Source organism: Exiguobacterium sp. s181, assembly GCF_018617125.1.
GTDB classification, from domain to species: domain Bacteria; phylum Bacillota; class Bacilli; order Exiguobacteriales; family Exiguobacteriaceae; genus Exiguobacterium; species Exiguobacterium profundum.
Genome location: NZ_JACSJM010000004.1, coordinates 1 through 14315, shown reverse-complemented (window position 1 = coordinate 14315; position 14315 = coordinate 1). Strand labels below are relative to the sequence as shown.

Here is a 14315-nt window from a genome sequence, read left to right as displayed (position 1 = left end):
TTTGCTTAGGTTTCATGCTTCAGCGCCTCACGCTCTTCTTTTGTAAAGACTCGAGAACGTCCTAAAAATCGTTTCCCTTCGACACCTTCGAGTGAAAACATACCACCCCGACCATCGACCACATCGATGATTAGTTGTGTATGTTTCCAATAATCATACTGTTTCTCATGGATATAGAAGGGCGTCTCGCCGATTTCACCGAGAAGAACGTCGTGGTCGCCCACCATGAACTCGTCACGTGGGAAACACATGGGAGAACTCCCGTCACAACATCCTCCTGACTGATGAAAGAGGAGGGGACCGTGTTTCGATTTGAGACGTTCGATGAGTTCGAGCGCGGCGGGGGTGGCCTCGACTCGTCTCACCATCTTAGAAGAACCCGAGTTTTTGTTCGCTGTAGCTGACGAGCATGTTTTTCGTACGCTGATAGTGACCGAGCATCATCTTATGGTTCTCACGTCCAATCCCAGACATTTTGTAACCACCGAATGCAGCATGTGCCGGATAGGAGTGGTAACAGTTGATCCAGACACGTCCTGCTTGAATTTCACGACCGAAGCGATATGCACGGTTCATGTCTCGTGTCCACACGCCTGCCCCGAGTCCGTAAAGCGTATCGTTCGCGATGGCGAGTGCCTCCGCATCGTCTTTGAACGTCGTGACGGATAAGACCGGTCCAAAAATCTCTTCTTGGAAGATTCGCATCTTGTTATGGCCTTTGAAGATCGTCGGTTGAATGTAATACCCATCCGCGAGCTCTCCGTCCATCATGTTGCGCTCTCCACCGATTAGGCATTCTGCGCCCTCGTCTTTCCCGATTTGGAGATAAGACAGGATTTTCTCCATCTGTTCGTTCGACGCTTGTGCACCCATCATGACATCGGCATCGAGTGGGTTGCCGAGCTTGATTGCTTTGACGCGTTCTAGCACGCGTTCCATGAACTTGTCATAAATCGACTCTTGAATCAAGGCGCGAGATGGGCACGTACAGACTTCCCCTTGGTTCAAGGCGAACATGACGAGACCTTCAATCGCTTTATCAAAGAAATCGTCATCCGCGTCCATGATGTCGGCAAAGAAGATGTTTGGTGACTTCCCACCGAGCTCAAGCGTGACAGGGATGATGTTTTGAGAAGCGTATTGCATAATGAGGCGACCCGTTGTCGTCTCACCCGTGAAGGCGACTTTATCGACACGGTCACTCGATGCGAGCGGTTTTCCTGCTTCGAGACCGAAACCGTTCACGATATTGATGACACCAGGTGGTAATAAATCTTCGATGAGTTCCATGAGAACCATGATTGAAGAAGGGGTTTGTTCTGCCGGTTTTAAGACGACACAGTTTCCGGCAGCGAGTGCCGGCGCGAGTTTCCACACCGCCATCAAAATCGGGAAGTTCCACGGAATGATTTGAGCGACGACACCGAGCGGCTCATGGAAATGATAGGCGACCGTATCATGGTCGAGTTCACTGATGCCACCTTCTTGTGAGCGGATGACCCCTGCGAAGTAACGGAAGTGGTCGATGGCGAGCGGAAGGTCAGCGTTGAGCGTTTCCCGAACGGCCTTCCCATTTTCCCATGTTTCCGCGTAGGCGAGCATTTCGAGGTTCTCTTCCATGCGGTCTGCAATTTTATTCAAGATGACAGAACGTTCCGTGACAGACGTTTTGCCCCAATCGTCTTTGGCTGCATGAGCGGCATCCAAAGCAAGTTCAATATCCTCTTTCGTTGAGCGGGCGACTTCACATAATACTTTCCCATTTACAGGAGATGTGTTTTCAAAGTATTCTCCACCAGCCGGTGCGGTCCACTTTCCGTTAATGTAGTTCTCATAACGGTCCTTAAACTGTACTTTCGTTCCTGCTGAGTTCGGTACTTCATAAATCATGATCGTTCCTCCCTTTTCATACGAGATAAAGGAGTTATGTATGCGCTTACATTTAGCAGTAAGCGAACGACTCCCTTTTTTTGATCGTAACGGTATGATGTGATAAAAGTCAAAATTTTTTGACAATAATTTGTCAATCTTTTGTAAAGACGTTTTGAACTCAAGATTTGTGGAAATGACTAGATTGTACACATTAATTCATCCATAAGGAGTGAGTCACGATGGCTAAGACATATCAGATTGACCCGGCGCATAGTTCGATCACGTTCACGGTCAAGCACATGATGATTTCCAAGGTGAAGGGCGAGTTCAAAGAATTTGATATTAAGGCGAACGGTGAGCCGAGCGATTTAGCGAATGCGAGTGTGAAAGTGACGATTCAGGCAGCATCGATCGACACCAACAACACGGATCGGGATAATCACCTCCGTTCAGGCGATTTCTTCAATGCCGAGGAACATCCGCATCTCGTCTTTCATTCCACTTCTTTCCGTTCAAAAGGAGGCGGAGAATTCGAATTGACAGGGGATTTAACGATTCGAGGAACGACTCGGGAAGAGACGTTTGAAGTGGAGTATGAGGGAAGCGCAAAAGACCCATGGGGCAATACGAAACACGCCTTCTCCGGAGAAGGGTCGCTCAACCGTGAGGACTATGGATTAACGTGGAACCAAGCGCTTGAGGCGGGTGGTGTCCTCGTCGATAAGAAAGTCAAATTCGAGTTCGAGCTCCAATTCACTGAATCGGAAGCATAAGAAAAGTCGCTCATCTGAGCGACTTTTTATTGTTCGTATACCAATTTTTTCTGAAGGCTGTCTTCACTAAACACCCAACCTGTAAACGATGACAACACGTCATTCGTCTGCTCGTCGACGATAACGACGGCAACAAACGGATACATGTTTTTAGAGAAATAACGCAAGTTTGTGAAGCGGTATTCGATCATCCCGTTATGGCGTGTCACGGTGTACGTGTGAATTTTAGAAAATTCGAGGAACGCCTGTAAGTCAGCATTTTTCCGAGCCTCTACGAAATGGAGGTCTTCTTCTCCTGGCATCGGTTTGTCGCGGAAGCGACCGCATTCGATGACTTTGCCTTTTTTTACTTTTACGGCTCCGAGACCATCGCGGAAACGGACGGCGACATGCCAGTCATCCCAACCGATTCCTGGTGAGATGAACAATTCATGTGCCCCTGCAAAGTGTCTCGCCACGGTAGCGAGCGCACGGTTACGTAATTTAAACTGAATGGCATAGTAACTGATGACAAGCGCAATAAGCAGTGCAAAAATAGGGACAGTCGCACCCGTTATCATCCATAATGCATATGCACCGTAATAAGCGGAGAACAAGTACGGATCAAACGTCCCGATCACGCCCCAGCCGATCCATTTTTTCGAAAAAGGTTGTAGCGCTTGCGTCCCGTAGGCATTGAACAAGTCGACCGTGACATGGAGCAACACGGCGATTTGTGCCATGACCCATAGAGAGGCAGGATTGACGCCGAGGACCGTCCCGATGACGGCGCTGACGATGATTGGCCAAGCAAGAAGCGCGGTGATTCCATGTGAACGACCACGATGTTGGCGTAAATACGTACTATTTCCTTTTAACTTAAAGACGGTGTCGAAGTCTGGTGCATGTGAGCCGACGAGAGCCGTGGCTGTCATGGCTAAAAACAGTTGTGCATCACCTGACACTTCCGGGCTGAGCGTCGCGATGGCACTTAATCCAAGTCCCATACCAATGTGTGTCGCAGTATCCAATGTGCGTCAGCACCTCCATCAATAATGAAAGAATTACGTCATCTATTCCTATTTATCATACAATATTTTTAAAACGAGGGGAAACACAATGCTTAATCTTGATAAATTGTTCACAAATTATAATATTCATCATTTTAATGAGGAACTCGTCACCTGGTTCAATCGCGAAAAGCGTGATTTACCTTGGCGTCATGCGAAAAATCCTTATCGCGTGTGGGTGAGTGAAGTGATGTTGCAACAGACACGAGTCGATACGGTCATCCCATATTACAACCGGTTCATGGAACGCTTTCCGACGCTCGAAGATCTCGCAGCTGCTGACACGGATGAGGTCGTAAAGTATTGGGAAGGGCTCGGGTACTACTCTCGCGTCCGGAACTTACATGAAGCGGTCAAAGAAGTCGCTTCTGTTTACGAGGGAATCGTCCCGGAGGAGAAAGAACGTTTCGAGAAACTAAAAGGGGTCGGACCGTATACGACGGGAGCCGTACTGTCGATTGCCTACAATCAACCGGAGCCGGCTGTGGATGGAAACGTCATGCGCGTGATGTCCCGTCAATTCGGAATCTATGACGACATCGCACTGCCGAAGACACGCAAAATCTTCGAACAAGTCGTTCGTCGATTGATGGACCCGACTCACGCATCCGATTTTAACGAGGGAGTGATGGAGTTGGGTGCTACGGTCTGCACACCGAAAAATCCGATGTGCTCGCTCTGTCCCGTGCAAGACACTTGTTATGCATATGCGCATCATGTACAAGATGAGCTACCGGTCAAAACGAAGAAGGGAGCAGCACGTGTCGAAATGTATGACGCGCTATGCATCGAGAGAGACGGAAAAATCGCATATGAACAACGACCGGACAAAGGGTTGCTCGCTGGGATGTGGCAATATCCGCTTATGGATCGAGGAACGGGGGAACAACTTAACGGAACGTATCTCGGGCAAGTGAAGCATGTCTTCTCTCATATCGTTTGGTATATCGATTTGTATCGTGTCGATACGCTTCCGACGGATGACGTCGTCTGGCTAGACGCTTCGGAACGCGAGGTGAAGACGGTTTCTGTTGCTCAACAAAAATTAGAACGATTGGTAGGTGACGAACGTGAGACGATTTGAGGTAGAGTCGACATATGATACGACGGTAGATGTGCTTTGGGATTTGTTACAGGATGCCTCGCTTTTGACGAAGCTGACAAAGTTTCCTAAAGTACGCTTAGAGGGGGACGGCGCCTCGGTCGAAGGGAATGAAGTGAAGTTGTTCGTTGGGGTCGGTCCGGTGGAACTGCCATGGACCAGTGCCATCACCGTTGTGGGGAACCAGGCATTCTGCGATCAAGGAAAGACGTTACCGTTTCCGTTCAAGCGGTTCACACACGTGCATCGGGTTGAGTCGCGTGATGGTAAGGTGGTCATGATCGATGAAGTAACGTTCGATAGCTATGTTCCGAACATACTCGTCGAGTATTTCGTGCTTCGGCCGATGTTCCAAGAACGGGCGCGGGCCTTCCAAAAAACACTAAATTCATGAAAATAAGAGATTTCCTTTTTCATTGGTTCTGAAAGTCGCTATAATTAAATATGAAAATTGTATAGCATCATAGCGGAAAGGAGGAGCTTATGAGCTTATTTCCCAAAGCAGGTAGCAAAATCGAGATACAGAGCTACAAGCACAACGGAACTTTGCATCGCGTTTGGGAAGAAACGCTCGTCCTTCAGTCGTCAAAAACGGATATGATCGGATTCAATGACCGCATCATGGTCAGCGAGTCAGACGGTCGGCAATGGAGAACGCGAGAGCCGGCAATTTGCTACTTTTCATCTGAGTATTGGTTCAATGTCATCTGTATGATTCGCGAAGACGGGATTTACTACTACTGTAATCTAGGTTCGCCGACTACATTTGATGGGGATGAACGTGCCATCAAATACATCGATTACGATTTGGACATCAAGGTGTTCCCGGATATGTCGTATACGATTTTAGATGAAGATGAATATGAGCGGCATCGTCGCGAGATGAATTATCCGAAAGCGATTGATCGAATCTTGAAGCAGAACGTGCAAGAACTGATCAACTGGATTCGAGGACGGAAAGGGCCGTTCAACCCAACATTCGTCGATGAATGGTATCGCGAATACGAAGCACGTTATCGGAGATGATTCCTCATCTCCGCTTTTTTTCTTAAGTCAGGAGGCATTATGGGTAGTATTAAACGTTATTTGCAGTTTGTTCGTCCGTATAAGAAACAGATTGCCCTCACCATTTTCGTCGGGATTTTGAAGTTTTCCATCCCGCTCGGATTACCGTTACTTTATAAATATGTCATCGATAACTATTTGACGGATGATGCGCCGAAGCAGGACTACACGACGCTCGTCTGGTTATTCAGCATCGTTTTCTTCGTCTTCCTGGTCCTCAAGCCGCCGATCGAGTATTTGCGTCAATATTTGGCGCAGTGGGCCGCGACGCGTGTCTTGTTCGATGTGCGGAACCGGTTATTCGACCACGTCCAGAAGTTGTCACTCCGCTATTATTCAAACAATAAGACGGGACAAATCATTTCACGGATTATCAACGACGTCGAACAGACGAAAGACTTCGTCATCACCGGTCTGATGAATATTTGGCTCGACATGATCACCATTCTTATCGCCATCGGGATCATGTATACGATTGACCCGCAACTCACGCTGATTGCGATTTTACCACTTCCGTTTTATGCGATCGCAGTCCGCTATTTCTATGGACGGTTGCGTCGTTTGACGCGTGAACGGTCGGCGGCACTCGCTGACCTACAAGGGCATTTGACAGAGCGCGTCAACGGGATGGCGGTCATTCGGAGTTTTGCGCTAGAGCCATATGAGAATAAGGCATTTGAACAACAGAACGGTGGCTTCTTGAACGCGGCACTCAAACATACGAGTTGGAACGCCAAGACGTATGTCGTCGTATCGACCATCACTGACATCGCGCCGATCCTCATCTTCACGACGGCATCGTGGCTCGTCATTCAAGAAGCGGTATCGCTCGGGACGCTTGTCGCGTTCATCGCGTATATCGACCGACTCTATGCGCCGCTCGGTCGTCTCGTCAACTCGGCGACGACACTCACGCAGTCGGTCGCTTCGATGGACCGTGTCTTTGAGTTCTTGGATGAGACATATGATATCGAGGAGAAACCGAACGGGTTCGTCCCGTTGTCGACAGCGGGTAAAATCGACCTTGAGCATGTGAGTTTTTCGTATGAACAGGACGGGACACGAGCGTTGAACGATGTGAACCTTCAAATCCGCTCCGGGGAACGCGTGGCGTTTGTCGGAATGTCCGGTGGAGGGAAATCGACACTCGTCAGTTTGATTCCGCGTTTCTATGACGTGACGGATGGAAGCATCAAAATCGACGGCATCGATGTGCGTGATTTCAAATTACGTGCACTCCGCGACCAGATTGGGATGGTCATGCAGGATTCGGTCCTCTTCAGCGAATCGGTTGCCATGAATATTCGGATGGGAAAACCGGATGCGACGGATGAGGAAGTCATCGCGGCGGCCAAGGCGGCGAACGCCCATGAGTTCATCTCGAAACTACAGGACGGATATGCGACACCGGTCGGGGAGAAAGGTGTCAAACTGTCTGGTGGACAGAAGCAGCGGCTTGCGATTGCACGCGTCTTCTTGAAGAATCCACCGATCTTGATTTTAGACGAGGCGACGAGTGCGCTTGATTTAGAAAGTGAAGCGATGATTCAAGACTCGCTGGCCCGTCTGACGAAAGGACGGACGACGTTAATCGTTGCCCACCGCTTGTCGACCATAACGGACGCCGATCAAATCGTCGTCGTGGATAACGGTCAAATCATGGAGACGGGAACGCATGAAGAGTTGATGCGTCGTCGCGGGGCGTATTATGACCTGTATATGATTCAAGATTTAGCCGTAGTCGAATAATAAAAAAGTCGAGTCCTATGGGCTCGACTTTTTTAGCGGTCTAAAAATCGTTTACGAACATCCGGGGAAGGGAGTGTGCACACTTCCTTTTTCCCAAATAGACGTGTCCGATGTTTGGCGAATAACGCATATCCATGATCACGAATCGGTCTAGGTATGAAACGAATGAGTCGAAGCAGGCGCCAACGGCCATCAAGGTGTTCGGCAATTCGAATCGCAGCGTCTGATTTTAAGTAAGGAACCCCTTCCTCAATATAGACGATGCTGTCGACTGATTCCGGGATCCGGTGTCGTGTTCGGAGCGACTGACCGACCTCGCTTTGGAGCGAAGCAAAGTGAATCGAGGCGTGTCGATCATGACGAATGATGAACTGGACACTGGCATCACAGAAGTTGCAATCGCCATCAAATAAAACAATCGCAGGCAAGTACTTCGCCTCCTTCATCGTACTGTTTTACCGTTTTGTCTTCATGTTAAACGTCAAGCAGCGAGTTGGCGAGCAGGTTGCATCTTATAGAGCGATACATAATACAAGTAAGCACCGAAGGCACCGAAGACGAACATGTAACCGCTCATCAAGACCGGACCGATGAACGCGCCAACGACAATGCCTGCCGCGGCAACCAATTTGGCTCCGTGGAACGTGAGGCCGCCGAATGCAAGATAAGAGGCACGGCGTTCAGGGTCGAGGAGGTCAACCTGTTTCACTTGTCGAATCGGCGAGTAGAGGAGTTCGCCAATTGTGAAGATAATCGCGAGTACGGTCAGGACGATAAAGGAGTTCATCGAGGTAATGGCGGCGTATGCTGTGATATATAACGATAAACCAATGAAAAATATGGTCTTCTCTTTGAAACGTTTGACGAACGCAGTAACCGCAAACGTGATGGCGACGACGAGCAAGGTATTCTCTAGTTGCATAAACGCCATCATGCGAACCCCATCAACAGGTATTCCGAGAATTTGACGACTTTCGAATGACTCTGCTAAATGAACACCGATATAGTTCGCCATATGAAACTCGGTCGAAAAGACGAGCATACTTCCAAATACGAATGTGATCCATCGGCGGTCGCGTAACGCGATTTTATAGTTTTCGATGACACCATGAATCGGGTTTGACGGTGTTGAGCGGTTGCCAGTATATGTGTCGACCAAGAAACGTTGAAGAATGATTGTGGTCACAGTGAGAATGACCGTCATACCGATAAAGAGAGCGAAACGATGGTCGCGATAAAAGGCGCCGCCGAGCATGACGCCTCCGGCAATCGCTAAATTGACGAGCCAGTAGTCATACACGTAGATGGCTTTTCGATTTGATTCTTCCATAGAATCGATGACAATCGCCTCAAGTGCCGGATAGTTCAATCCGTTCGAAATGGCATGTCCGAAGTAGAGGATGGCAACGATGAGTGCCCAGTTATTCGATGGGTGAATCGCGATGGTCATCCCAAGAAAACAGATGATTTGAATCACCTGACCAATCTGTAAGACAACCTTCCGATTGAACCGATCGGAAAAGTATCCACCGAATAGACCGGTCAAGTAACCGACGATAACGAATGAGGTCATGATGATACCGGCTGGCACTTTCCCCAACTCTTCTGAGAAATAGAGTGCCATGAATGGGAAAATGGCTGATCCGACGATTCGAATGCAAAATCCGCAAACGAGTCGTAAGCGGACATTTAATGGAAAATCATTAAATTTCATATGGTGAGCACCTCCTTGGTTCTACTGTAATGGGGGACGGTACTCAGTAAAAAGAGACACTTTTTTTGAAGATGTCCCCTTTTAGACGAAAAAAAGAGATGCTTGCGCATCTCCTTCTTACAATTGGGCAAACGAGCGATTGACCGCTTCGATTGTCTCTTCGATATCTTGTTCCGTATGCTCTGTCGTCAAGAACCAGGCTTCATATTTTGATGGAGCCAAGTTCACGCCATTCTCAAGCATCAACTTGAAGAAGCGTCCGAACTTCTCACCATCTGACTTTTCCGCACCTTCATAGTCGGTGACGATTTCATCCGTGAAGTAAACGGTAAGGGCACCTTTTAAGCGGTTGAGCGTGATCGTGACATCATGCTTTTCTGCCGCCTCGCGGATGCCGGCTTCCAGTTTCGCACCGAGTGCGTCTAATTTCTCATAGACACCAGGTTGCTCGAGCACTTCCAGGCAAGCGATTCCTGTCGCCATCGAGGCCGGGTTACCGGCCATCGTGCCGGCTTGATATGCAGGTCCGAGTGGGGCGACCGTCTCCATGATTTCAGCCTTCCCGCCGTAAGCGCCGATCGGTAGACCACCACCGATGATTTTACCAAGTGCCGTCATATCTGGTTCGATGCCATACACTTGTTGGGCACTTCCGTATGTGAAACGGAACGCCGTGATGACTTCATCATAGATGACGAGTGCGCCGTGTTCATGTGTGATGTCGTTGACAGCTTGGAGGAAACCTGGCTTCGGTTCAACGATTCCGAAGTTCCCGACAATCGGTTCGACGAGCACACAAGCGACCTGGTCTCCCCATTCTTTCATCATCTCGCGATACGCTTCGACGTCGTTGAACGGGACGGTGATGACTTCTTTGGCAGTGGCTTTTGTTACACCTGCAGAGTCCGGAGAACCGAGCGTCGCTGGACCACTACCTGCTGCAATCAGCATGAGATCCGAATGTCCGTGGTAACAACCGCTGAATTTCACAACAAGTTCACGACCAGTGTAAGCACGGGCGACTCGTACCGTCGTCATGACGGCTTCTGTTCCGGAGTTGGTGAATCGTACCTTATCCATCGAAGGGATGGCTTGTTTTAGTTTCTTCGCAAATTCAACCTCGAGACGGTGTGGTGTCCCGTATAATAAACCTTTTGAAGAAGCGTTCATAAGCGCTTCATGAATGTGTGGATGGGCATGGCCGGTAATGATTGGACCATATGCCGCCAAATAATCGATGTAGCGATTCCCGTCTACATCATAGAAATAGGCGCCTTCGCCGCGTTCCATATAAACAGGGGCGCCGCCACCAACTGCTTTAAATGAGCGAGATGGACTGTTGACACCTCCGACGATGTGAGTGAGTGCATCTTGGTATAATGCATCGGATGACTGACGATTTGATGAAGTAGTCATATGTATTGCCTCCTTATTCAAATTCGCACTTATTGTATCATAGCCGTCAACCGCATAAGCTCAGTGTTTGACGAGTAGTTGAGAAATCAGTACACTATTTATAAAGATTACTATGTAAGAAATAAGTTAATGTTCAAAACTATTTCGCATGAATTTTATAGAAGAAATGAGGGATTGACGTGGGAAGCGAAATGCTTGACCATGCTGTTCAGTCGCTCCGGGAACATGGAGTCAGAATGACGCCTCAGCGCCAGGCCATTTTGGAGTACCTCGTCACGGAGCATAGTCACCCGACAGCGGATGACATTTATAAGGCACTTGCCGCACGGTTTCCAAATATGAGTGTGGCCACTGTATATAACAACTTGCGCGTTTTTAAAGAGGTGGGCCTCGTTCAAGAGATGAACTATGGGGACGCCTCGAGTCGTTTTGACTTTGTGACGTCGAAGCACTATCACATCATCTGTGATACGTGTGGAAAAGTCGTCGACTTTAACTATCCTGTATTAGATGAAATCGAATCGGTTGCATCACAATTGACTGGATTCAAAGTTGATCGTCACCGTCTTGAAGTGTACGGAACGTGCCCGTCTTGTCAGTCTGAACAATCGCAAACACATTAAAAAACCACATCCGACGGCTCGGATGTGGTTTTTTGTGTTAGTCCGTTTGTTGTGAATGACGTTTGTTATATTTCTCATCGAATTCTTTTCCTTCGAGTGAACGGTCGATTGTGAGCGGCTCGTCGCAGTGCATACATAAGTCGACGCGTCCGAGCATCTTCGTCTCTTTTTCACAGTTCGGACAAGTCACGATGATGGCTTTTGTCGAGGCCATCCCGACGATGAAGTAAAGAGCAGAGCTTGCAAGTACCATGACAAATCCAAGAAGCATGAAAATAATCATGAGCCAGGTGATGGATTTTGCGAGAAGACCGAGATACATGACACCGATCCCGCCGAAGATAAGAAGTAATGCTATATTACGTGCGCGGTTGATTTTGTTCCCCCGTTTTTTCATGAGTGAATCCCTCCAATAGTCTGTCTCTATCATAGCTCATCTTCAAACGAGTGAGAAGTTCCTGCACTTTTTCGGCAGGAGTTTTTTGAAAAGAGGGCGAATTTGATTCGTATCGAAAATGACAATCGTCATATATATAGTCAACTTGCGATTGGGAGAGAAGGGGTCCAGATGACGATGGAATATGCGACTCGCACCATTTACTCAGAATATGCTGCATTAAAAACGACACTCGGTATTATTGAGGTGAAGAAAAAACGGGCACGTGATCCGTTGACGGATCAGTCGGATCGCCTGCTCATTGTGATTGAAGCAAAACCAGAACCGTTTTGGACGGTGAAACACTATCAGGTCGGTCAAGAAAAAATTGTCCTGCACGTAGTCAGTGACTCGATGATGGATCGGTGGATTGTCTTGAATGAAAATCGGCGAGCCATTCATTGGATTGAAGACGGAATCGTCTTGTTCGAACGAAATGAGTACATTTTAGAGTTACGACAGCGCAACCGTAATTTAACGAATCGGGAACAACGTTTACAACTCTCAATCTCTTTCGCAAAGTTGTTGCGTCGGTTTGAAGACGGACGTTATCTATTTTTAGAAGGGGAGTTCCAAGACGCCTTCACTCAGATTCATCATGCCCTCACTCACCTGGCACGCCTCTCGATTCTTGAGGCGGGGATTCATCCGGAAATCGTATTGTGGGAACAGGTACGAGCCATTGACCTCGAGATTTATAAGCTGCACGATGAATTGGTCGGAGGACAAGAATCGCTTGAACAGCGCATCCACCTTGTCGTCATTGGCATGGAACATTTGATTCAATCGAAAGTGTTGCCGGGGACGTTGTTATTACTTCAGACGATGCAGGAGAAAGGCGGAGCGTGGACGTTCTCAGAATTGATGGAACATCCGAATTTGAATGAGCTCCGTGTCGACCTTGGAAGCATCATTGGTTTTTTAGTGAAAAAAGGGTATGTTCGAACGGTCACGAGACCGACGAAAGGGGTCGGGGTAGAGGCAGTGCTTTATGAGATTGCTTAACTTCCCTTTCCTAGGAACAATGAGGAGAAAATCAGTTATATGAAACTATTGAAATTTAGCGTGGGAACCGTCTTTATTTTATTTGTCACGATTGTGATTTCTGTCTTTGTCGCCCTTTTTACGATGGGAGACCCCATCACACTTGGGCGACCGATTATTTGGACGATATGGTATATGGCCGTTCTACTAATCATATGTATGGGACTCTATGATTTTTCGTCCTTTTCAAAACAAAAGATTCGAAGAGTTCTCGGCTGGGGTGCGTTAGTCGGTGCTGTCCTCTTCGCTTCTGTGAAAGGATATTATATGTATCAAGATAGTTTGAAGATTGAGGAACGCGGTGTGGAGTTGATGGATTATCAGCCGTTCACGGATTCAGAACAATTGGCGAGACTCGATCACGAGGCTTCGGTGAAGTTTGAGGAAGGTTTGCCGCGATTAGATGGAGCGACAGCGCTCTATCCGATGTACGCTTCATTCGTGGAAGCAGTCTATCCGGACTCGGAAACGTATGATCCATATAATGATCAAACGAGTAAAGTCGTGTCGACGACAACACCGGAAGCGTACAGCCGACTGATGAACGATCAGACCGACTTGATTTTCGTCGCTGGTCCATCTGACCGTCAATTGAAGGTTGCGAAACAAAAAAACGTTTCTTTACATATGACGGCGATTGGAAGGGAAGCATTTGTGTTCTTCGTCCATGAAGATAACCCGGTCGATTCTTTGACGATGGAACAAGTTCGGGGTATTTATTCAGGAGACATTCGGAATTGGGAAGAGGTCGGAGGGGACTCGGAATCCATTCGTGCTTTTCAACGACCGGAGGATAGTGGCAGTCAAACGGCGTTACAAAAGATGATGGGCGAACAAAAGCTCATGGAGGCGCCGGTAGAAGATGTTCCTGAAGGGATGGGTGGAATCATTCAACAAACTTCATCGTATCGGAACCATAAAAATGCGATTGGATTTTCATTTAGATACTATGCGACAGAAATGGTGCATGACTATGAAATCAAGTTACTTCGTATAGATGGAATCGAACCGACCGTTGAAACGATTCAGGATGGATCGTATCCACTGACTTCTGAATTTTATGCGGTGACTACGGAAGAGAAGGCAGAACGATATGAAGATTTTCTTCAATGGCTCGAAAGCGAGGATGGGCAGACGTTAGTTGAGAAGACGGGCTATGTCCGTCTCGATTAATACAAAGCAGAAGGTTTACTTTTCATCATGTTGATGGGAAGTAAATCTTTTTTTATTTTTATTGTTTTTTGTATTGACGAAGTGGTAAATAGAGATTATAGTTATAAACGTTGTCACGGCAAAAGATTATTTCAGAAAAACAATTTGTGAAAAAGTTGTTGACGAAAACAATCAAAACGTGATAGATTAATGAAGTCGCCAAGAGCGGCAGACGAACTTTGAAAACTGAACGATGAGGCAAAAATAAGTTTTACCATTTTTGAATGAAGCGCAAGCTTCGTCAATTTAAGAGCTATATC

The 14315-nt window shown here is 47.6% G+C and carries 15 protein-coding genes; 8 read left to right on the top strand and 7 right to left on the bottom strand.

Annotated features, from left to right (window positions below):
- Positions 1-5: 5 nt before the first annotated feature.
- Together KNO70_RS13015 and adh are read right to left on the bottom strand one after the other, a co-directional pair.
- Entirely contained in the window at positions 6-368 is a 363-nt protein-coding gene (locus KNO70_RS13015; RefSeq protein ID WP_214685609.1) for a DUF779 domain-containing protein, read from the bottom strand.
- A gap of 1 nt (position 369) precedes the next feature.
- Positions 370-1890, bottom strand: coding sequence for an aldehyde dehydrogenase (gene adh / locus KNO70_RS13010; RefSeq protein WP_078146389.1), 1521 nt, complete (start codon positions 1888-1890; stop codon positions 370-372).
- 221 nt (positions 1891-2111) lie between these two features.
- Between adh and KNO70_RS13005 the strand changes: the two genes are divergently transcribed.
- Positions 2112-2645: a YceI family protein gene (locus KNO70_RS13005; protein WP_015880892.1), complete on the top strand. Its 534-nt coding sequence runs from the start codon at positions 2112-2114 to the stop codon at positions 2643-2645.
- A 26-nt stretch (positions 2646-2671) separates the two neighbouring features.
- Here KNO70_RS13005 and KNO70_RS13000 read toward each other — a convergent pair whose 3' ends face one another.
- Positions 2672-3655: a metal-dependent hydrolase gene (locus KNO70_RS13000; protein ID WP_015880893.1), complete on the bottom strand. Its 984-nt coding sequence runs from the start codon at positions 3653-3655 to the stop codon at positions 2672-2674.
- Between the two features lie 88 nt (positions 3656-3743).
- Here KNO70_RS13000 and mutY point away from each other — a divergent pair, with 88 nt between their 5' ends.
- From mutY to KNO70_RS12980, 4 genes are all read left to right on the top strand, one after another.
- Complete coding sequence (gene mutY, locus KNO70_RS12995) at positions 3744-4778, top strand: A/G-specific adenine glycosylase (protein ID WP_214685611.1); 1035 nt, start codon at positions 3744-3746, stop codon at positions 4776-4778.
- Entirely contained in the window at positions 4765-5190 is a 426-nt protein-coding gene (locus KNO70_RS12990) for a hypothetical protein (protein WP_214812702.1), read from the top strand. The genes mutY and KNO70_RS12990 overlap by 14 nt, the downstream gene beginning before the upstream one ends.
- Before the next feature lie 89 nt (positions 5191-5279).
- The gene (gene ntdP / locus KNO70_RS12985; RefSeq protein ID WP_015880896.1) at positions 5280-5822 is read left to right on the top strand and encodes a nucleoside tri-diphosphate phosphatase; all 543 of its coding nucleotides are present in this window, start codon (positions 5280-5282) and stop codon (positions 5820-5822) included.
- Between the two features lie 39 nt (positions 5823-5861).
- Positions 5862-7610, top strand: coding sequence for an ABC transporter ATP-binding protein (locus tag KNO70_RS12980; RefSeq protein ID WP_214685613.1), 1749 nt, complete (start codon positions 5862-5864; stop codon positions 7608-7610).
- A 32-nt stretch (positions 7611-7642) separates the two neighbouring features.
- Here the strand turns inward: KNO70_RS12980 and KNO70_RS12975 are convergent, their stop codons facing one another.
- From KNO70_RS12975 to KNO70_RS12965, 3 genes are all read right to left on the bottom strand, one after another.
- Positions 7643-8038 carry a thiol-disulfide oxidoreductase DCC family protein gene (locus KNO70_RS12975; RefSeq protein ID WP_015880898.1) on the bottom strand — a complete coding sequence of 132 codons (396 nt, stop codon included), beginning with the start codon at positions 8036-8038 and terminating at the stop codon, positions 7643-7645.
- Between the two features lie 53 nt (positions 8039-8091).
- A complete protein-coding gene (locus KNO70_RS12970; protein WP_078146394.1) occupies positions 8092-9324 on the bottom strand; it encodes an MFS transporter in 1233 nt (410 codons plus the stop codon).
- 117 nt (positions 9325-9441) lie between these two features.
- Positions 9442-10740 (bottom strand): glutamate-1-semialdehyde 2,1-aminomutase, encoded by a 1299-nt coding sequence (locus tag KNO70_RS12965; protein ID WP_015880900.1) that lies wholly within the window; start codon positions 10738-10740, stop codon positions 9442-9444.
- A gap of 191 nt (positions 10741-10931) precedes the next feature.
- Here KNO70_RS12965 and perR point away from each other — a divergent pair, with 191 nt between their 5' ends.
- Positions 10932-11363 (top strand): peroxide-responsive transcriptional repressor PerR, encoded by a 432-nt coding sequence (gene perR, locus KNO70_RS12960; RefSeq protein ID WP_031421138.1) that lies wholly within the window; start codon positions 10932-10934, stop codon positions 11361-11363.
- Between the two features lie 37 nt (positions 11364-11400).
- Here the strand turns inward: perR and KNO70_RS12955 are convergent, their stop codons facing one another.
- Positions 11401-11760: a YgzB family protein gene (locus KNO70_RS12955; protein ID WP_251030124.1), complete on the bottom strand. Its 360-nt coding sequence runs from the start codon at positions 11758-11760 to the stop codon at positions 11401-11403.
- A gap of 102 nt (positions 11761-11862) precedes the next feature.
- On the opposite strand from KNO70_RS12955, the gene KNO70_RS12950 reads away from it, so the two are divergent.
- Both KNO70_RS12950 and KNO70_RS12945 read left to right on the top strand, forming a co-directional pair.
- Complete coding sequence (locus KNO70_RS12950; RefSeq protein WP_240499787.1) at positions 11863-12804, top strand: nucleotidyltransferase-like protein; 942 nt, start codon at positions 11863-11865, stop codon at positions 12802-12804.
- A gap of 39 nt (positions 12805-12843) precedes the next feature.
- On the top strand, positions 12844-14016 hold the full coding sequence (locus tag KNO70_RS12945; RefSeq protein WP_078146396.1) for a substrate-binding domain-containing protein: 1173 nt from the start codon (positions 12844-12846) through the stop codon (positions 14014-14016).
- Positions 14017-14315: the final 299 nt, after the last annotated feature.